General features: G+C 73.8%; 17 protein-coding genes and 1 pseudogene. 9 read left to right on the top strand and 9 right to left on the bottom strand.

The window, feature by feature from the left end; translation table 11 throughout:
* A pseudogene (locus tag ACWCPM_RS02920) lies at positions 1 to 1,260 on the bottom strand (hypothetical protein); the annotation flags it as partial.
* Positions 1,261 to 1,508: 248 nt separating this feature from the next.
* On the opposite strand from ACWCPM_RS02920, the gene ACWCPM_RS02915 reads away from it, so the two are divergent.
* Complete coding sequence (locus ACWCPM_RS02915) at positions 1,509 to 3,575, top strand: PhoX family protein (protein WP_450974347.1); 2,067 nt, start codon at positions 1,509 to 1,511, stop codon at positions 3,573 to 3,575.
* A 103-nt stretch (positions 3,576 to 3,678) separates the two neighbouring features.
* On the opposite strand, the gene ACWCPM_RS02910 is transcribed toward ACWCPM_RS02915, so the two are convergent.
* The 4 genes from ACWCPM_RS02910 to ACWCPM_RS02895 all read right to left on the bottom strand — a co-directional run bounded on the left by ACWCPM_RS02910 (position 3,679) and on the right by ACWCPM_RS02895 (position 7,921).
* Positions 3,679 to 5,625, bottom strand: coding sequence for an FUSC family protein (locus tag ACWCPM_RS02910; RefSeq protein WP_450974346.1), 1,947 nt, complete (start codon positions 5,623 to 5,625; stop codon positions 3,679 to 3,681).
* 76 nt (positions 5,626 to 5,701) lie between these two features.
* On the bottom strand, positions 5,702 to 6,631 hold the full coding sequence (locus tag ACWCPM_RS02905; protein WP_450974345.1) for a hypothetical protein: 930 nt from the start codon (positions 6,629 to 6,631) through the stop codon (positions 5,702 to 5,704).
* A gap of 223 nt (positions 6,632 to 6,854) precedes the next feature.
* A complete protein-coding gene (locus tag ACWCPM_RS02900; protein ID WP_450974344.1) occupies positions 6,855 to 7,064 on the bottom strand; it encodes a DUF397 domain-containing protein in 210 nt (69 codons plus the stop codon).
* Entirely contained in the window at positions 7,061 to 7,921 is an 861-nt protein-coding gene (locus ACWCPM_RS02895) for a helix-turn-helix domain-containing protein (protein ID WP_450974343.1), read from the bottom strand. The genes ACWCPM_RS02900 and ACWCPM_RS02895 overlap by 4 nt, the downstream gene beginning before the upstream one ends.
* A gap of 154 nt (positions 7,922 to 8,075) precedes the next feature.
* On the opposite strand from ACWCPM_RS02895, the gene ACWCPM_RS02890 reads away from it, so the two are divergent.
* The 3 genes from ACWCPM_RS02890 to ACWCPM_RS02880 all read left to right on the top strand — a co-directional run bounded on the left by ACWCPM_RS02890 (position 8,076) and on the right by ACWCPM_RS02880 (position 10,350).
* Positions 8,076 to 8,495, top strand: a complete 420-nt coding sequence (locus ACWCPM_RS02890; RefSeq protein ID WP_450974342.1) for an ATP-binding protein — start codon at positions 8,076 to 8,078, stop codon at positions 8,493 to 8,495.
* A 254-nt stretch (positions 8,496 to 8,749) separates the two neighbouring features.
* Entirely contained in the window at positions 8,750 to 9,700 is a 951-nt protein-coding gene (locus tag ACWCPM_RS02885; RefSeq protein ID WP_450974341.1) for a helix-turn-helix domain-containing protein, read from the top strand.
* 47 nt (positions 9,701 to 9,747) lie between these two features.
* Positions 9,748 to 10,350 carry a Uma2 family endonuclease gene (locus ACWCPM_RS02880; RefSeq protein ID WP_450974340.1) on the top strand — a complete coding sequence of 201 codons (603 nt, stop codon included), beginning with the start codon at positions 9,748 to 9,750 and terminating at the stop codon, positions 10,348 to 10,350.
* Here ACWCPM_RS02880 and ACWCPM_RS02875 read toward each other — a convergent pair.
* Positions 10,329 to 10,823 (bottom strand): hypothetical protein, encoded by a 495-nt coding sequence (locus ACWCPM_RS02875; protein ID WP_450974339.1) that lies wholly within the window; start codon positions 10,821 to 10,823, stop codon positions 10,329 to 10,331. The two genes, ACWCPM_RS02880 and ACWCPM_RS02875, sit on opposite strands and share 22 nt — an antisense overlap.
* Before the next feature lie 124 nt (positions 10,824 to 10,947).
* Between ACWCPM_RS02875 and ACWCPM_RS02870 the strand changes: the two genes are divergently transcribed.
* Positions 10,948 to 12,135 carry a PP2C family protein-serine/threonine phosphatase gene (locus ACWCPM_RS02870; RefSeq protein ID WP_450974338.1) on the top strand — a complete coding sequence of 396 codons (1,188 nt, stop codon included), beginning with the start codon at positions 10,948 to 10,950 and terminating at the stop codon, positions 12,133 to 12,135.
* Between the two features lie 64 nt (positions 12,136 to 12,199).
* Positions 12,200 to 13,255: a hypothetical protein gene (locus tag ACWCPM_RS02865; protein ID WP_450974337.1), complete on the top strand. Its 1,056-nt coding sequence runs from the start codon at positions 12,200 to 12,202 to the stop codon at positions 13,253 to 13,255.
* A gap of 67 nt (positions 13,256 to 13,322) precedes the next feature.
* Here ACWCPM_RS02865 and ACWCPM_RS02860 read toward each other — a convergent pair whose 3' ends face one another.
* Together ACWCPM_RS02860 and ACWCPM_RS02855 are read right to left on the bottom strand one after the other, a co-directional pair.
* Positions 13,323 to 14,666, bottom strand: a complete 1,344-nt coding sequence (locus ACWCPM_RS02860; RefSeq protein WP_450974336.1) for a tetratricopeptide repeat protein — start codon at positions 14,664 to 14,666, stop codon at positions 13,323 to 13,325.
* Between the two features lie 399 nt (positions 14,667 to 15,065).
* Positions 15,066 to 15,860, bottom strand: coding sequence for a hypothetical protein (locus ACWCPM_RS02855; RefSeq protein WP_450974335.1), 795 nt, complete (start codon positions 15,858 to 15,860; stop codon positions 15,066 to 15,068).
* 284 nt (positions 15,861 to 16,144) lie between these two features.
* On the opposite strand from ACWCPM_RS02855, the gene ACWCPM_RS02850 reads away from it, so the two are divergent.
* From ACWCPM_RS02850 to ACWCPM_RS02840, 3 genes are all read left to right on the top strand, one after another.
* Positions 16,145 to 16,627, top strand: coding sequence for a hypothetical protein (locus ACWCPM_RS02850; RefSeq protein ID WP_450974334.1), 483 nt, complete (start codon positions 16,145 to 16,147; stop codon positions 16,625 to 16,627).
* 128 nt (positions 16,628 to 16,755) lie between these two features.
* Complete coding sequence (locus ACWCPM_RS02845) at positions 16,756 to 17,709, top strand: nucleoside hydrolase (RefSeq protein ID WP_450974333.1); 954 nt, start codon at positions 16,756 to 16,758, stop codon at positions 17,707 to 17,709.
* 184 nt (positions 17,710 to 17,893) lie between these two features.
* Positions 17,894 to 18,376: a hypothetical protein gene (locus ACWCPM_RS02840; protein WP_450974332.1), complete on the top strand. Its 483-nt coding sequence runs from the start codon at positions 17,894 to 17,896 to the stop codon at positions 18,374 to 18,376.
* Positions 18,377 to 18,433: 57 nt separating this feature from the next.
* On the opposite strand, the gene grpE is transcribed toward ACWCPM_RS02840, so the two are convergent.
* On the bottom strand, positions 18,434 to 18,817 hold the full coding sequence (gene grpE / locus ACWCPM_RS02835; RefSeq protein WP_450974331.1) for a nucleotide exchange factor GrpE: 384 nt from the start codon (positions 18,815 to 18,817) through the stop codon (positions 18,434 to 18,436).
* Positions 18,818 to 19,131: the final 314 nt, after the last annotated feature.

The raw sequence follows: 19,131 nt of genomic DNA, 5'->3' as shown, positions 1-19,131 counted from the left end.
CGCCTCCGGCGCCTCGGCTTCCGGGGTGGTCGCCGTCGCGGGCTCGGCCTCGGCCGTGGCGACCGGTTCCGCTTCCGTTTCCGGCGTCGGCTCCGTGTCGGCCTGCGGCGCGGGGTCCGTTTCCGGCGCGGGCGCGGCGGCGGCCTCGGCCTCCGGCTCGGTTTCCGTCGTGGGCGTCGGCTCTGCTTCCGTGGTCGGCTGGGCCTGCGGTGACTCGGTCGTCGGCGCGACAGCTTCCTCCGCCTCCGGCGCCTCGGCTTCCGGGGTGGTCGCCGTCGCGGGCTCGGCCTCGGCCGTGGCGACCGGTTCCGCTTCCGTTTCCGGCGTCGGCTCCGCGTCGGCCTGCGGCACGGGGTCCGTTTCCGGCGCGGGCGCGGCGGCGGCCTCGGCCTCCGGCTCGGTTTCCGTCGTGGGCGTCGGCTCCGCTTCCGTGGTCGGCTGGGCCTGCGGTGACTCGGTCGTCGGCGCGATGGCGGCCTCGGCGTCGGCGTCGGGCTCGGTGTCGGCCTCCGGCTGGGGCTCGGCGTGCGCCTTGGTCGCCGGTTCCGTTTCCGGCGTCGGCTCCGTGTCGGCCTGCGGCGCGGGGTCCGCTTCCGCCGTCGGCTCGTCGTCCGCGGCCGTCTGCGGCGCGGGCTCCGGGGCCTTTTCCGTCGTCGCCTCGGCCGGCGGCTCGGCGCTCGCCTCTGCGGACGGCTCGGGTTCCGTGGTCGGTGCGGTGGCCGTCTCGGCCTTCGCCTCGGCTTCCGTTTCCGTGGCCGGGGCGGCGGTCGCCGCAGCCGGCGTCTCGGTCCGCGGCTCCGTCTCGGCGGTCGGCTCGGGCTCCGGGGTCTCGGTCTTCGGGGCGGGCTCGGGGTTCTGTTCGGTGGTGGGGGCCGGCGTCTGGGGCGGCACCTCCGTCGAACCGCCCGAAAGGTGCGCCTCCGTGCCGTTCTGCTCGGCGGCCGAAATCGGGCGGGTCTGATGGGGGACCGACACCCTGTCGAACGCCGCCGACACCAGTTCGTGCTCCGAGCGGGGCTCGGGAACCTGCGGCGTGGGGGCCGCGGCGCCAGGCGTCGCGGACGTCGGCTCGGCGGGGCCCGGCGTCGCTGCCGCCGGCTCGGCGACCGGTGTCGCCGGGGCCGTCGCCGGTGTCGAGGAAGTCGGTGTCAGGGCGGCCGGTGACGTTGGTTCCGGCTGCGTGGAGACACTCTCTGCCTCGGGACTGCGGCCCTTTCGGGAGCGGCCGAACGCGTTCCGCAGGAGAGTGAGAATGCCCATTAGCGCAACCCTTCGCGTGAGTTGATGCCCGTCAATCCCTGGCCAGGACGGACACGTAAGGTTAGCGGTCCCAGGAGAGCCGACGGCGTCCGCGTCAAGGGTCGGACCCGGACGTCGTGCGGGAGAGGCGCAACTCCCCGACAGCTACCTCGGGTTCACACGTCGTTCATTCAATGGCTCCGCTCCCGCACAAACGTGCTCCTACCGTCCGACAGGCTGGATACAAGGGGAATCAAGGGGAGTAAAAGGTGCGCAACCTGCTGCCTGTTATCAGGACGAACGACTCACATTCGGGCGGACGCTCTGCCCTGACCTGCCGTTTCCGCTGTGGTGACGCCTGCTTCCACGAGGTGCCGAACACCACCGCCAACCCGTACGTCGGCGACGTCATCGCCGGCGCCCTCAGCCGCCGCGGCGTGATGCGCGCCGCCGCCGTCGTCACCGCGGCCGCCGCCGCCGGCACCGCCGTGAGCGTCGCCGCCGCGCCGCAGGCCGAGGCCGCGCCCGCCGGCCACGGGCCCAAGCCCAGCCACAAGGGCGCCCGCGGCCTGCGCTTCACACCGGTCGAGCCGAACACCGACGACGTCGTGACCATCCCCGAGGGGTACGGCCAGAACATCGTCATCCGCTGGGGCGAGCCCATCCTGCGCGGCGCCCCCGCGTTCGACCCGGACAAGCAGTCCGCCAAGGCCCAGGCCACTCAGTTCGGTTACAACTGCGACTTCCTCGCCCTGCTCCCGCTGCCCGGCGAGCGGGGCCGCCAGATCCTCGTCGCCAACCACGAGTACACCGACGAGATCCTGATGTTCCGCGGCTACGACGCCGCCAACCCGACCAGGGAGCAGGTCGAGATCGCCTGGGCCGCGCACGGCCTGTCCGCGGTCGTCGTCGAGGAGGAGCGCCGCACCGGCAAGCTCACCCCGGTCTCCCGCCACCCGCTCAACCGGCGTGTCACCGCGACCACCGAGTTCCGCATCACCGGCCCCGCCGCCGGTTCCGACCTGCTGAAGACCTCCGCCGACCCGACCGGCACCAAGGCCCTCGGCACCCTGAACAACTGCGCCGGCGGCGTCACCCCGTGGGGCACCACGCTGCACGGCGAGGAGAACTTCAACCAGTACTTCGCCAACTCCTCCCGCCCCACGGACAAGCGCTACGGCATCGGCACCGGCGCCACCGACCGCAAGTGGGAGCGTTTCGACAAGCGCTTCGACGTCGCGCAGGAGCCGAACGAGGTGCACCGCTTCGGGTACGTCGTCGAGCTCGACCCGTACGACCCCGACGCCAAGCCGCGCAAGCGCACCGCGCTCGGCCGCTTCAAGCACGAGGGCGCGACCGTGCGCCTGACCGACGACGGCCGTCCGGTCGTCTACTCCGGTGACGACGAGCGCTTCGACTACTTCTACAAGTTCGTCGGCAGCAAGCGGATGAAGAAGGGGCACTCCCGCTCCGACCGCGAGCACAACCTCTCGCTGCTGGACGAGGGCACCCTGTACGTCGCCAAGCTCACCGGCGACTCCCCGGCGATCGAGATCGACGGCACCGGCAAGCTCCCGGCGGACGGCGAGTTCGACGGCGGCGGCGAGTGGATCCCGCTGGCCACGGCCACGTCGCGCGGCGCGGTGTCCCACGTCGAGGGCATGACCGCCGAGGAGGTGTTCGTCTTCACGCGTCTGGCCGGTGACAAGGTCGGCGCGACGAAGATGGACCGGCCCGAGGACATCGAGCCCAACCCGCACACCGGCAAGGTGTACGTCGCCCTGACGAACAACTCCAACCGCGGCATCGGCACGAACGCCAAGGCGGACGAGGCCAACCCGCGCAACGCCAACAAGCACGGGCACATCCTGGAGCTGACCGAGCGCTGGAACCGCGCCGACAGCACCCGCTTCGGCTGGACGCTGTTCCTGGTCGCCGGCGACCCGGAGGACCCGGCCACCTACTTCGCCGGGTTCCCGAAGGACGACGTCAGCCCGATCTCCTGCCCGGACAACGTGGCCTTCGACGCGCACGGCAACCTGTGGATCTCCACCGACGGCGCGCAGCTCGGCTCGCACGACGGTCTCTTCGGTGTCGCCACGCGCGGTGACCGGCGCGGTGAGCTGAAGCAGTTCCTGACGGTGCCGAAGGGCGCGGAGACCTGCGGCCCGCTCGTCCAGGACCGGCGCGTCCTGGTGGCGGTGCAGCACCCGGGCGAGCTCGACGGGGCGACCGCCGAGAAGCCGCTGAGCGCCTGGCCCGACGGACCCGGCAAGATCAACCGCCCGGCCGTGGTGGCCGTGTGGCGCAAGGACGGCTGCGACATCGGCATCTGAGCGACGGCCCGAGCGACGGCCGACGACGGCCCGGAGTCCGGTCGGCAGGCGGCAGGCGGCAGGCGGCAGGCCCTGCGACGCCGCAGGGCCTGCCGGCCGGGACCTAGGTCTGCGGTGACGCGATCGCCCGTGCCGCCGCGACCTCCTGCCGCACCGGCTCCAGGACGCTGTCGGCCGGGCCCGTGAGGTCCGAGCGGACGGGGACCAGCGTGTCCACTTCGCGCAGGCCCTCGGAGAGTTCCCGCAGCTGCAGGGCCACCTGGTCGACCTCTGCCCGCGACGGCGGCGCGGATCCGTGTTTCACGCGGACCCGTGCCGCCGTCGTCGCGTCCACGATGCGTTCGACGGCGACGACCAGCGGCCACCAGGCGGCGGCGCGCCGTCCGGTCGGCGGGGGTTCGGTCAGGGCGCGTTGGAACTCCGTACGGATGCCGGACAGGTCGCGGTACAGCCGGCGGCGCATCCGGGCGCGGACAGGGGGGTCGGCCGTGGTGGCGAAGGCCGTCTCGACGTAGCGCGCCGTGTCCGCCACCGCGTCGGCGAGCCGGGCGCCGACACGGGTGTGCCAGCTCTCCGGCCACAGCAGGTACCCGACGATCAGGGCGATCGCGCAGCCCATCAGGGAGTCGACCAGGCGGGGCAGCAGCAGTGCGGTGCCCTGCTGGTTGAGGATGTCGGAGAGCAGCAGGATCACCGGTGTGATCGCGGCCGTCTGGTAGCCGTACCCGCGCGGGGTGAGCGCCGGGATCAGCGGGGCGAGCACCAGCATCACCGGCACGTCCCACCAGCCGCGGGGCACCTCCGCGAGCACGCCCGCCGCGACGACCAGCCCGGCGACCGTGCCGAGCGCGCGCAGCAGGGCGCGGGAGAAGACCGAGCCGAAGTCGGGCTTGAGGACGAAGGTGATGGTCAGGGCAACCCAGTAGGAGCGCGGCACGGGAATGATCGAGACCAGGGCCTGGGCGATGGCGATGCACAGGGCCAGGCGCAGACCGTAGTGCCAGGAACCGGTGGACAGCAGCATGCTGCGGGTGGCGAGGACGGTGCGGACGCCGAGGGCGGCGGGGCGGCCGAGCCGGTCCTCGAGGCCGCTCGGATCGATGTCCGGGGCGGTGACGACCGAGGCCGCGTGCCGTACGGCGTGGTCGATGGCGCGGCCGGTCTCGGTGGTCGGGGGCGGCAGACGCAGCGTGAGGGGTTCGGTACGGCCGTCGCGCACCGCGTCGGCGAGGGAGCGGACGGCCGACGGGATCTCGGCGGGCAGCGGTCTGCCGCTGAGATGGGCGGCGGGGGCGGCCTCCAGCACCGGGGTGACGGCGTTCAACTGGGCGATCATCCGGGTCAGTTCCGGGCTGCGGCCGTGATGGCGGGCGCGGTGGGACAGGACCAGGTCGTAGGCGTCGTTCATGGCATCGGTGACGGCGTGCCGGGCGTCGTCGTAGGCCACCTCCGACCGGCCCGCGCAGGTGCCGAGCATGTCGGCGACGCCGTCGTAGGTGCGGGCGACGGCCAGTCGTTCGGGCACCCCGGCGCGCAACGGCCAGGCGAGCAGGCCGAGGAGCAGGACGAGCAGTCCGCCACCGCCGATGAGCAGCGCCGGCGCCCACCAGGGTCCCGGCATGGGCAGGCCCGCCCCGACGACGCAGTTGAGCAGCAGGAGCAGGCCCGAGACGGAGGCGACCGCGCCGATCGTCGAGATCATCCCGGAGATCAGCGCGGTGCCGGTGAGGGCGGCGACGGCGACCCAGCCGTGCCCGAAGACCAGGGTCCCGAGGGTGACGCCGGCGGCGCCGAAGAGCTGCGGCACGGCGATGCTCAGCACCCGCATCCGGTACGCGGCGGCGGTGTCGCTGATGACGCCGTTCAGGGCGCCCATGGCGGCGAGGGCCCCGTAGGCGGGCCGGTCGAAGGTCAGTCCGACGGCCAGCGGCAGCGCGAGCGCGACGGCCGCCCGGGCGACGGCGGGCCGGTTGACCGGCACCCGCTGCGCCCGGAGGTTCCTCACCAGCCAGTCGGGCGGAGTGAGACTGACGGGGAACTCACGGGCCATGCGCCCATTATGTCCGCTCACCGCGACCCGGGTTCCCTCCCGTTTCCGCTGGTGGACGGGCTGGCGCCGGACGTCGTCACGTTTCGGCCCGGTGCGCCCGCCGGGGGGTGGGGGCAGAGGGTGCCCCGGGCCGCGGGCGACGGCCCGGGAGATGCCCGTGGCGACCGGTGAGCCAGGTCGCCAGGGCCACGACGAGGCCGAGCACGACGAGCAGCCAGGAAGCGGTGCGCAGGGTCGTGGTGAGGGCGTCGTAGACCGCGCCGGCGGCGGGGCGGGAGACGGACGGGGGCAGGTCGGCCAGGGTGAGCCGGCGGCCCGCCGCCACGGCCGCGGCGAGCAGGGCGCCGCCCAGGGCGGTGCCGAGGGCGGTGGCGGTGACCGCGCGGCGGCGGCAGGTCGCGACGGCGATACCGGAGGCGGCGCAGGCGACGGCCGCGGCGGGCAGCCAGAGGGAGGCGACTTCCAGCACGTCGTACCCCTTTCGGAGCCGGTCCAGGTCGCCGGGCGCGAGGACGGCGACCTGGGTGTGGCGGACCGGGATGCGGTGGGCCAACGGCATGTTCTCGTCGGCCAGCCGGTCCTTGATGCGGGTGGTCACGGGGGCGAGGTCGACGGTGACCGGGTCGGCGCGCGGCCGCCGGTCGTCGCGCAGGGCGTTCAGCACGGCGCCGTGCACGGCCTGGTTCGCCGCGTCCCACCCGACCCGGAAGGCGTCGGTCTGCGTGAACGAGCGCACCGCGTCCCGCACGAACGGGCCCATCCCGTCCCGCGTCCCGTCGATCCGGTGCGTCACCTGCTCGCCGACGGTGTCCGCGACCGCGTCCCGCACGGCGGGGTCCCCGGCCAGCGGCGCCATCGTGCGGACGTAACGGCCGGTGTCGGCCAGACCGTAGGACGCCCAGACGGACAGCGCGGCGAGCGGGACGAACAGACAGCACAGGGCGATCAGCGCGGCGGACAGGGCGCCGCGCAGCCGGGCGCGTGGGTGTGCTGGCCTGGGAGACACCCTTTCAGGCAACGGCCCGGAGCGGGGCGGGGCGAGTGGGCGGCTGCGATCGGGTGTACGCGGCGTGCCCCCTCCGGTGGAGGGTTGGCCCGAACGGGTGTTTCCTGGAGAGGAAGCGTTTCAAGGACCTCGTCGGACGACCGGGGCGCGCTGCCTGTCGTCCGGTGAGTGGAGGGATGAGGGAACGCGTGGACCCCGGCCGTCGTGCCGGGGTCCCCGCATGTCACTCGCCGGAGGCGTACGTGACGAATGCGGACCAGGCATCCGGGGCGAGGCCGAGACGGGGGCCGCCGGTGTGCTTGGAGTCGCGGACGTGGACGATGCCGGGCGCTGTCGCGATCTCGACGCAGGAGTCACCGTCGGGGCCGCTGCTGTAGCTGCTCTTGAACCACGTGAGCGCGGAGTCGCCTCCGGCAGAGGCTTTGCGGGTCATGTCTCTCCCAGCAGTCTCTCGACAAAGGTCAACGATTCCCTCGGCGGGAGGGCTTGCGCCCGGATGGTGCCGTACCGCAGCTCAAGGATCCGCAGGTGCTTCGGATCGGTAGTCGGCCTGCCGTTGAACGCACCCTCCGAGCGCCCTACGGCAGTTCCGTCAGGGAACTTCAGGACCTCGATTCTTCCCATCAGTCCCGGATGCGCCCCACCGGCCGTCGGCATCACCTGAAGCGTAACGTTGCGGAACCGGCCCACCTCCAGGAGATGTTCGAGCTGGCGACGCCACACCATTGTGCCGCCAACAGGGCGTCGCAGAGCCGCTTCTTCCTGCACGAAGCTGAGCGCGGGGGCAGGGGAGCGGTCGAAGACGGACTGCCGGGCCATCCGGGCGGCCAGCATTCTCTCCAGTTCGTCCTCCGAGTAGGCGGGCTGCCACACCTCGAACAAGGCGCGGGCGTGGTCGGGTGTCTGCAGCAAGCCGTTGACGGTGATGCACTCGTACACGCCGATCTCCACCGCCCTCGCCTCCATGGTCGCCAGCTCCCGCACCTTCCTCGGATAGCGGACCCTCTTCACGTCCTCCCAGGCGGCGGCCACCAGGCCGCCCGCCCCGAGCACCTCGTCCGCCTTGTCCAGGTACTCCTGGCGGGGAATCCGCTTCCCGGCCTCGATCTTGTAGACCAGGTCCTCCCCGTACCCGACCGCCGTCCCGAACTCGGCCGCCCGCATCCCCACCGCCTCCCTCCGCAGCTTCAGCTGGCGCCCGACCGTGGCGACGACCGCGACTCCCCACTCGTCGTCCGGATCCACCTCCCAACCGGGCTCGTCCGCCTCGGTCCTGAGCTCGACCGTCATCGCGCACCCCTCCGTCGTACCGCTGCCCTGCGGCAGGCCTACCCGGACGGACGGTCCGGACAGCCCGGACAGCACCGGACAATCTCCGGACAGTGACCGTACGCATCCGCCGAGTCACCCTTCACGGTAGGTGAGTGCGGCCACGCTGAGTGACGTGAACCGGAAATCCACCGAACCCGAGACCCGTATCCGCGACTTCGGCGTGCAGCTCTCCTCCACGCCGCGCGGCGCCCGCCTCGCCCGTCTGCTGGCCACCGAACAACTGCGGGCATGGGGACTGCCGTTGGACCCTGGGCGACAGATCGTCGCGGAACTCGCCGTCAACGCCGCGACCCACGGCCGGGTACCGGGACGTGACTTCCGACTGACGCTCTACGTCGTCGGCGACGTCCTCCGCGTCGAGGTCACGGACACACGGAGCGGACGGCTTCCCCAGCCGCAATCACCCGCGCCGGACGCCGAGTCCGGCCGCGGTCTGCTGCTCGTCGAGGCGCTGGCCGACCGTTGGGGTGTGGCCGAGGGACGCTTCCCGCGCAAGACCGTCTGGGCCGAACTGCGCCTCCCGGCACCGTGACCCGTCCCCCCGTGCTCCGGTGCCCCCGGCGCCTTTTCCCAAGGAACCCGAGGGAGAAAGGACCTCACCGAGCCCCACCCCTCCCGCCCGCCGGGCACGCTCACTCGGGCGAGTGAACATCACCGGCCGGACTGGATTTCGTAGCCCTCAACTGCCTTACGCTCAGCCCGAAACGGCCGCAGACATACGACGGCCCTCGCCGGGACTGGCATCCCTGGGCGAGGGCCTGACCACCAAGGAAAAGCACCTTCCCGATGGATACTCAGCACCCTAGCGTGCCCCCGCCCGCCCAGCCCCGCGTTGCCGGGAACAAGCACCCGCACCGGCGAACGGCCCACCCCGGCGGGCTCGCGCACGACCACACCCGCCACGCCGCGCGCTTCACGGTGATCGGAAACCACCTGACGCAGCACGCGGATCTCTCCCTCCTGGCGATCGGACTGGCCTGCCACATCCAATCCCTGCCCATCGGGGCCCGCGTCGACATCAAGTCGCTCGCCGCCCGCTTCCCCGAGGGAGCGACCCGGATCGCCGCCGCCCTGCGCGAACTGGAGGCCCACGGCTACCTGCGCCGCCTCCGCGAACGCACCCCCGCCGGACGGATCGTCACCCGCACGATCTCCTGCAACCAGCCCGGCGCCCGCCCGGCTGCTCACCCCCCGCCCAGCCCCGCGCAGCCCGCGACCCCCGCTCACCCCCCGCCCAGCCCCGCGCAGCCCGCGACCCCCACACAGCCCGCGACCCCCACACAGCCCCCGACCCGCGAGCGGCCTGCCGGCCGCAAGGCCCTCCCCGCCGTACCCCGGCCGATCGCCCCGTCCCCGGCACTCCTCCAAACCGCCACCGACCTCCTCGCCGGCCTCCGCCGCCGCGACCCCTGCCTGCTCCTCTCGGCCTGCGACACGGCCCACCTCGCTCCCGGCGTCGCCGCCTGGCTGGAACGCGAGGTGAGCCCCGGCGCCGTACGCCACGCCCTGACGACCGACCTTCCCCCGGAACCCCTGCGCCGCCCCGCCGCTTTCCTGGCGTATCGCCTCACGGCACAGCTCCCGCCCCTTCCCCCCTACCGTGCACCCGCCTCGGCACCGGCCGTCCCGCACCCCTTCCAGAACTGCGACACCTGCGACCTGGCCTACCGTGCTCCCGCCCCCGGCGGCCGCTGTGGCCGGTGCCGATCCGATTCTCCCGAAGGCCGCCTAGCATGAACGGGACGATCCTTGCCCCTGGGCACAGACGACGAGGAGCGAGCGCCATGACCATCGCCCCGGACGACGCGCAGCAGAGCGCCTCCCACCTGTACCGGGTCATGAGGGACTTCCTCCGGTCGATGGACGACACCCTCCCCGGCAGGTTCGAGATCACCAAGGAAGGCATCGTCCACGACATGATGGCGCCCATCGGGCCCCACGAGCTGACCACGCTGCATCTCCGGAAACGCCTTGAGAAGGTCATGCCGGACGACCTGGTCGCTCACACGGGAACACCGGATGTCGAGGCCGAATCCGAGGGCATCGTGCGCCATCCGGACGTCATGGTGATCGCCTGGGCGGACATGGATGTCCCGGGCTCCTTCGATCCCCGGACACTCGTCGCCGCCGTCGAGGTCGTCTCCCGCTCCAACCCCGACAACGACTGGGTGAGCAAGGTGCGCGACTACCCCCTGATGGGCGTGGCCGTCTACGCGATCTTCGACCCTCGCACCGGCACCGGCACGGTCCTCACCGACATCCACGCCACTCCCGACGGCCCCCGCTACGCCACCCGCAAGGACTTCGTGTACGGCGAGGACGTGACCATCGCCGACTGGACGATCTCGACGGACGACCTGCCGCGCTACGCCGACCTGGAACCCTGAGCGGCCTGGGGACTGGTGTCGGTCCGCGGCCGGGCGTCCGCCTGCGGCTGCCGGGGCACTTTCTCGTGGGTGGAGTACCGGTAGAACAGCGTGACCAGGAACCCGCCGCCGACCACCAGCGACATCATGGACGAGCGCAGCACGCTGTAGCCGGTCTGGCTGTAGAGGAAGCCGAAGGCCAGCGCCGCGAAGACCGCCCAGACCAGTGCGCGCGCCGCGGGGTGCGGCATTCGTGCGGCGATCTCGCGGACGGCGATGTAGGCGAGGACGAAAACGAGCGCGGTGAGGAAGCCGAAGAGCCAGTTCCAGCCGGTGATGGGGCCCCCGGCGCGCGTGTTGGCGGCGGCCCAGTAGCCGTAGACGAGGCCCAGGGTGACCGGCCAGGACCAGCGGGCGATCAGATGCGTGCGCGCGCTGAAGATGTCGGGCAGTCCGGTGGCGGGTGCGCCGGTGGCGGGTGCCGTGTGAGCCATGGCTGCGCTCCTCTCTTCTCGCCCCCGCCTTCCAGGGCACACCGGAGCGGGGCGGGCGGCAAGTCGGAGGGACGGCCGCGGACAAGGGATGCGCCCGGCACGGGAGCGTGTTTCGCTGAGGTGCATGACCAGGCCCGCGACCGGGGGCGGGGTGCAGAGCCTGCTCGTCCGGTACCCCCGCTCCGGGCGCCGGGAGCCGCTGCCCCGGCACCAGATGCTGCGGGTGCGCGGCCGCAGCATCGCCTGGGTGCCGCCGTTGCTGCTGCTCGTGGCCATCGCGGTGGCGGACGCCAACACCGCCGACGACTTCCGGATCATCTCCTGGGTCGTGCTGGTCCCCGGCATCGCCGCCGCGCTGTGCGGGGCGTGGGGCACCGCCGCCTTCGCGCTGCTGTCGCTGCTGACGTACGTGTTCGTGGACAGCGCCTGGCCCGACCGGTTCCAGGCCGGGATGGCCGACCTGATCCTCGTGGGTCTCGGCGGCCTGCTGGCCACCGCCGCCTGCGTGGTCCGCGTTCGGGGGGAGCGCCACCTCCTGCGCATCCTCGGCATCGCCGAGACGATCCGCCGCACCGTCCTGCGCCCGCTGCCCGCCGGCTGGGGCGGCCTCTCGCACGCCGCGGTGTATCTGTCCGCCGACACCGACGCCCGGGTCGGCGGCGACTTCTACGACATCCAGCCCGGCCCGCACGGCACCCGGGTCCTCGTCGGGGACGTGCAGGGCAAGGGCCTGGGCGCGGTCGAGGCGGCGGCGGCCCTGCTGGGCACCTTCCGCGAGGCGGGCTACCACGAGCCGGACCTGGCGGTCGTCGCCGAGCGGCTGGCGGTGCGCATCGGGCGGCACCGGGACCACAGCGCCGCCCTCGGCCACACGGACAGCGACCGCTTCGCCACCGCTCTGCTGCTCGGCTTCCCGGCCGACGCGGCGGGCACGGTGGACGTCGTCAACTTCGGGCACGACCCGCCCCTCATCGCCGGCCCGCACGGCGTGCGCACCCTGCCGACGACCGGCGGTCTCCCGCTCGGCCTCGGCGATCTCGTCCCGCCCGGCGTGCCCGCCCTGCCGGTGGTCCGGCGGTTCCCCTTCACCGCCGAGGAGACACTTCTGCTCACCACGGACGGCGTGACCGAGGCGCGCGCCCCGGACGGCGCGTTCTACCCGCTGATCGTCGAGGTGACCCGCGCGCTCACCGCGGACCCGCGCACCGCCCGCCCCCGACGGCTCGTCGCCTTCGTGCGCGACGGGGTGCTGCGGCACTCCCGGGGACGTCTGGACGACGACACGACGGTGTTCGCGGTGCGTAGGCTCTGAGCCGGACGGCCGGAGCCGGCACAGCGGTTACGGTGCCGGGATACGTGATCGACAGGGAGGGACCATGCCGGGGACCGTGTTGCTGGTGGCCGCCTCGCCCGTGGGGAAGGGGCGGCTGGTGGACGCGGCGACGGTGCTTCCCGTGCTGGCGGCCGTCCCGCCCGGAGTGCTGGCGGGCGCCGACACCGCGAACGTCGTCGAACTGGCCGACCCGGTGGAGCCCCAGACCGTGCTGACCCGGCTGCGGGCCGCCGCCGCGGCTGCGGGGCCCCTGACGGTGTTCGTCACCGGGCAGATCCTGCTGGACCGCCGCCAACGGCTGCCGCATCTGGCGCTGGCGCGGACGACGCCGGCCACGGCGCGCTACACGGGCTTGCCCTGGCAGTGGCTCCGCGAGGAGCTGCGGCTGCGCCCGCCGGGCGCCACGACCCTGTTCCTCGATCTGCACGCCGACGCGGAGAGCTGGGAACACCTGCGCGGCACGCCCCTCGACTCCGGGTACAACTGCGCCGTGTACGGCCGGATCGCGCCGCCGCCGCGGCGGCGTACCGTGGCCGACCCGTCGTACATGAAGGCCGTCGCGACCATCCTGCGCAGTGGGCACCGGCCGCCCGTGGACCGGCTGCACCAGCAGGCGCTCGGCCGGACCGCCGGGGAGCACCCCGGCATCGTCCTCACGGCGCGTCCACCCGGGGCGGACGATCCGCACGCCGCGATCTCGGCAGCCGTACAGGCGGGCCGGCACACCGACGCCGACGGGCTGGCCGCCCGCTGGGAGCAGGCCGCCGTACGGGCGCACGGGGCCGCCTCCGCCGAGGCGCTGCACTGGACGGAGGTGCGCGCGGACCTGGCGATGTTCGCCGGGGACGCGGCCCGCAGCTGCCGCACCTGGCTGGCGGTGGCCTCGGCACGGCTGGCCGCCGGGCAGGCGCCGGACGCGCCCGCCGTCGAGACGGCCGTCGACCGCGCCCACCATCAGTGGGGTGAGATCCGTGACCCGGTGCGGGCCCGCGAGATCGGGCCGGTCCTCGCCGATCTGCGCGGCCGGGTGCCGGGCCGGCGGACCGGCGCGCTGGACCATGTGCGGCAGCAGTTGCGACAGCTCCAGGCGCAGTACTGACGACACGCGCTCCGCGAACGGGGCCTGCCGCGGCCCTTGTCCGGGCCCGCCGCGGGGGGCGCCCCGGTCACAAGGGCGGCTGCGCGGGCGCCGGCCCGAGGGTGGTGGTGCCGGGGGCCGTACGGTGGCCCAGTCCCGTCCGGTACGCGTCCAGCGCCGCCTCCACCCGGCCGGTGCGGCGCAGCAGATCGCCCAGCAGCCGGCACAGGTCGGCCAGGTCACCGGCGGCGCCCGCGCGTTCCAGCAGGCTGAGGGCGCGGACGTAGTGCTCCTCTGCCGTCTCGGTGTCCCCCGCGTCCTCGGCGATCCGCCCGAGCAGCCGGTGTGCGGCGGCGGCGTGGACGGCGCCGCGCTCGGAGGAGAGGTCGTCGAGCACGTCGTGCAGCTGGGCGGCGGCCTGCTCGGACTTGCCGCGCCGGTGCAGCACGTCGGCGAGTTCGACGGCCACCTGGCTGCTGTAGAGGGAGGCGCGCTTGGCGGACAGCATGTCCTGGGCGGCGCGCAGTTCGGCCTCGGCCTGCTCCAGATCGCCGTTCTGGGCGTGGACGTAGCCCCGCATCCAGTGGCAGTTGGCGAGTTCGGTGCGGATCTGGAGCTGGCGGTACATCTCCGCGGCCTTGGCGAGTGAGGCGTCGGCCTCGGCGAGCCGGCCCTCGGCGACCAGGGTGCGGGCGACCTGCCGGTGCATCCGGGCCACCAGGGCGGGGTCGCCGGCCTGCGGCGCCAGGGCGAGCGCGAACTCGGCGGCCTGGGCGGCGCGGGCATGGGCGCCCATGTCCATGTACGGGCCGATGGCGGCGGTGTAGAGCAGGAGCAGGGCGTCCGGGTCGTGCAGTCCGCCGCGGTTGAGCTCGTCGAGGGTGGATTCCAGGAGGTAGACGGCGTACCGGAGTTCACCGGCGAGGAAGTGGGCGACGGCGCGGCCGCGCAGGGCGGGGACGCGGGCGGGCAGGGGAGCGTCCAGGAGGGTCTGCTCGGTGCGCTCGAAGTGCTCCCGGGCGGCGGTGAGGTCACCGGTGTCCAGCGCGCACTCGCCGAGCCCGAGCAGCGCGGTGGCCTGCTCCTCGACGAGCCCGTGCGTCTCCGCCTCCGCGAGCAGGGCGGCGTAGCGCTCCCTGGCCTCTTCCGCTTCGCCGGTGGCGAGGGTGCGCCGGGCGTCGGTCAACCGGAGCCTGAGGTCGGTCGCGAGGTGGGCGGGGCGGCCGGTGGCCAGCTCGTCGAAGGCGACGCCGAGCCGCTCGGCGAGGTGGCGCAGCGCGTCGTCGGAGGGGCGGACGCGGCCTGCCTCCAGGGTGGAGATATAGGCGGGGGTGTAGGCCGGTTCGGCCAACTGCCGCTGGGTGAGCCCGCGTTCGTGCCGCAACTGCTGCACCCTGCGTCCGATGGTCTCAGGGTCGTCCCGCTTCGCCATGTGCTTAATCATGCCAGTAAATGGAGTTACGCCGTCAGGCGGCCGGTGTGGGGGCGAGTGCCGCCGGGAAGGGACGGGCGGGTGGTCCTCGTGTCGCCGTCCGGGGCCGGCGGGTTTCGTCAACTCCCCTGGGCCCCCTTCCGGTTGGCCCTTGTGACCCCCTAGGTTAGGAGCGAGATTAAGGCCGCTTAATCCCCCACTGTCATTGCGGAGGTTGCCGTGCACGGTCCCACATCCGCTTCCCACGGGCGGTCGTCCGCCCGTTACGCGCGGGCGTTCGCCGCGGCGGTCGTCGCGGCCGCGGCCCTGATCACGGCGGCGAACGCGGGCCCGGCGCGGGCGTCGGAGCCGGTGCGGACGGTTGTGCAGGGGGAACGCGGGTAGCCGCGGGCGTTCGCCCTAGACCGACACCCGGGCCTGCTTGCGCACCTCCGCCAGCCGCTCGGCCCCCAGCTCGGCGACCGCCTGGGTGACCTGGGTGAAGACCTCGCCGAGCCCGCCGTTGGTGAGGGTGAAGGCGTCCTCACCGACGCGCACGGCGGCGATGTCCAGGGTGAGGGTGGCGGTGTTGTTGCCGTTGGCCCGGGTGACCGTGATCCGCAGCCCCTGCCGCGCGTCACCGAACTCCGGCAGCGCCGAGTCGGCGACCTGTACGCCCTGCACCACGCCGAGGGCGGTGGTGGCCGTGAACTGCCGGCACTTCTGCGGCAGGCTCCGCAGCCAGGTCAGCGCCGCGTCCACGTCGGCGGCCCGCTGGGCGGAGACCTGGTAGCGCAGCTGGGCACCGGCGTAGCCGTCGTCGATGCCCGCGACGGCGCGGGCGGGGGCGCCGAGGAGCTCGTCGCTGTAGAGGGCGTCGATCAGCCGCTGGCAGTCGGGCGTCCCGGCGGGGGTGGTGGCCTTGAGGAACCCGTCCCGCCAGGTGGCGACACCCTGGGTGGCCGCCCAGGGGTCTCCGAGGTCGGCCTCGGTGACCAGCGCGGACCGTGCCTGCTCGTCGGTGAGGGCGGACGAGGACCCGGGGGACGTGGGGGAACTGCCGGGCGAGCCGGCGGCGGTCCGGGGGGAGGACGCGTACCGCGCGACGTCGGAGGCGAGCCCGGAACAGCCGGTGACGGCGAGCAACCCGCTCGCCGACAGCGCGGAGACGAGAAGCAGACGGGCGGCGGAGCGCGGACGCGGGCACGGGGTCATCGGGGTGCCTCCAGGACAACTGCAGAGGGGGACACGTCCACGGGAACACCTGAACCGGCAGGTCACCAGCACGCCGGGCCGTACGGGGATGGGGTGCGGCCGGATGGGTGAGCGGGTTCCGCCGGCCGGGCCGGACACCGCGACCACGGACCGACCCTCACATCTCGCGCAGACTTTCGACATCTTCTGGATCCCCCGAGCGGACTCTCCGTACGGTTCCGCGCATGTGCTCACCCGGAACACGACGCCCAGGACGAGGCCGCCCCACGCGACGCGAACGCCCCATGCCACGTAAGCGCACCGGGATGCCCGCCGTCACCGCCGGCACGCTTCTCCTCCTGCTCGCCACCGCGTGCACCACCCCCCGCACCGGCGACGCCGCGCCCCCCGCGCCCTCGTCGCCGACGCCGTCCCCCACACACCGGACCGCCCCCGTCCTGGCCCCGGATCTCGATTCCGACGAGACCCTCGCCGGCCGGCACCCGGCCACCCGCGGCAACGCGGCCTTCCCCTGCACCGGCGGGCCCCAGGGCAAGGCGCTCCTCGTCGCGATCAGCTGCGTGGGAGGGGGCTCCGTCACCGTGGACCTCCCGCGGATGGACTCCTCCTTCCGCCAGGAATGTGATCCGGACACCCCGACCGAGACGTACAACCAGCTCGCCGTCCCGGAGGCGGGCAAGCCCGGCACGGTGAGGGTGGAGGCACCCACGACCGTCACCTGGGCGGTCACGATCGGACGCACCGATCCCGTAGAGGCCGACGAGTAGAAGACGAAGCGCCGCAGGGCGCTGGAACGCCGACCCGAAGCACGCGGTCGAGGGGAGCCGGCGGGCGGAATCCGCGTAAGGTCGCGGGCGGAGCCAACGGCCCCGGTGGCCCGTCGAAGGAGGCCCGTGTGAACGGACAGCCCGTCCCGGTGATCATCGACTGCGACACCGGGGTCGACGACGCCCTCGCCCTGCTCTTCGCCGTACGGCACCCGGCGATCGACCTGCGTGCCGTCACCTGTGTGGCCGGGAACACCGACGTCGACGGCGTCGTACGCAACACGCTCACCGTGCTGGAGCAGGCCGGTGCCGGGGACGTGCCCGTCGCCCGGGGAGCCGCCCGGCCGCTGATCGAGGCGCCGCGCCCGGCCCGGCACGTGCACGGGCAGGACGGTATGGGCGACCTGGGGCTGCCCGCGCCGGCGCGCAGGCCGGTGGACGTGGACGCCGTGACGCTGCTGCGCCGCGAGATCCTCGCCTCGCCGAGGCCCGTCACCCTCGTCCCCACCGCCCCCCTCACCAACATCGCCCTGCTGCTGCGCACCCATCCGGAGGTCGCCGACCGCATCGAGCGGATCGTCTTCATGGGCGGCGCGGTCGCGGTCGGGAACGCGACGCCCGTCGCCGAGTTCAATGTGTGGCACGACCCGGAGGCCGCCGCGATCCTGCTGAGCTCGGGCGTGCCGCTCACGATGTACGGGCTGGACGTGTTCACGCGCGTCGTCGTGCCCGCCTCGGACGTCCGGCGGCTGCGCCGGAGCTCCCAGCCGGGCGCCCGGCTGGGGGGCGAACTGCTGGCCCACCGGGGACCGGGCACCGAGGAGGACCCGGCGGGCGGGCTCGGTGACGCGGGGGCCGTCTGCGCGGTCGCCGATCCCGCGGGGCTCACCACCCGGGCGCTGCCCGTCGAGGTGGCGCTCGCGCCGGGACCTACCAGGGGCCAGACCGTCGTCGACCTCCGGCCGCGCCCCGGCGAGGCGGAGATCCACGGCGAGGCGCGTGAACAGCCGCTGGTCGACGTCGCGTTGGACATCGACGAGGAGCGTTACGTGAAGCTGTGGCTGGCGGCCGTGGAGGGCTAGGGCGAAACACGACCCAGGCGCCCGCCGCGAGCGCGGCCTCGTCGTCCGGGGGACGGCCGCGCGGTGGACGCCACTCGGGTGACGGTCCCCGGCCCGTGCCGGTCCGCGCGGATGCGGGCGGGTCCGCCTCCGCCTTCACTGTGGGCAGGACGGTTCCAGCCGGGGCCGGAGAGGTGGAGGCGGCATGGCGGGTTACCGGAGGCGGTGGGTGGTCGCGGCGGCCTTGGCGGGCGTCATGGGGACCGGCGCGGTGGGGTGCGGGGGCGGCGGTGACGGGCCGGCCGCGAAGGCGGGCGAGGCCGCCTCGGCCCTGGACTCGGCCGCCGCGCGCGCCTCCGAGATGTTCGCCTCGGCATCCGCGGAGGCGGACCGCGAGCTCGACGAGATCAAGGGCGTCGACGCCAGGAACGAGGTCACGCTCGGCGAACCGCGGACCGGGAAGGACGGGCGGACGGCCGTCGAGGTCGAGGTGCGCAACACCGGCGGCGGCCCGAAGTCCTTCGCCGTGCAGGTCGACTTCACCGACTCCGGCGGGCAGCTCCACGACGCCGTCGTCGTGACCGTCACCGACGTGGCCGCGGGACGGACCGGCAAGGGCACGGCCCGCAGCGCGCACGGGCTGTCCGGTGACGTGGGCGCGCGGGTCGCGCGGGCCGTGCGGTACTGAACCGGCACCTCGGCGCCCGGCCCGGTCACCCCGGCCGGCCGTGCGCGGCCGCGCCGTTCACCGGCCCCGCCACGGCCCGGTGACCTCCACACAGGCCGGACGCGGCAGATGGTCGCCGACCCGGTAGCCGGGGCGCACGATCGCCGTGCGGGTCGGCCGGACGCGGGACGCGTCGACCCGGTGGGCGAGCGCCTCGTGGCGGGACGGGTCGAAGGGGTCGCCCACCTCGCCGAACGCCACCGGACCCAGCGCCCCCGCCTGGACCCGGAGCGTCTCGGAGATCTCCCGCAGCCCCGGCGTCATCGGCTCGTGCGCGCAGGCCCGTTCCACCGCGTCCAGCACCGGCAGCAGCTCGCGCAGCACGTTGGCCACCGCGACGTGCCGTACGGCGAGCCGGTTCCGCCGCGCCCGCTTGCGGTAGTTGTCGTACTCGGCCTGCACGCGCTGCGGGTCGGCGGTGCGTTCGGCCGGCTCCGCCCCGGCGGTCCCGGCCGAAGGCCCGGGTTCCGTCTCCGGCCATTCGGGCCACCTCCTCGGCGCGTGCGGGCGCAGGGGAGGGCTCGGAGGGGGCTGTTCCGTCTGTGGGTGAAGAGTGAGGGGCGCGTCAACTCCCTCTGAATGCGCGCAGGTTGACAGCATTCTGCCGGGCGTCCCACCATGTGCTCACACTGTGGCGCATGTGACCAGTGGGCCCGGTGTTCCTCTTCTTCCTTTCACACACCCTTGTGCACCTTCATGTGCACGCCACGATGGGA

This window comes from Streptomyces sp. NPDC002309 (genome assembly GCF_053593375.1).
The sequence above is the reverse complement of the archived record's forward strand: the minus strand, read 5'-3'. Positions and strand labels throughout refer to the sequence as shown.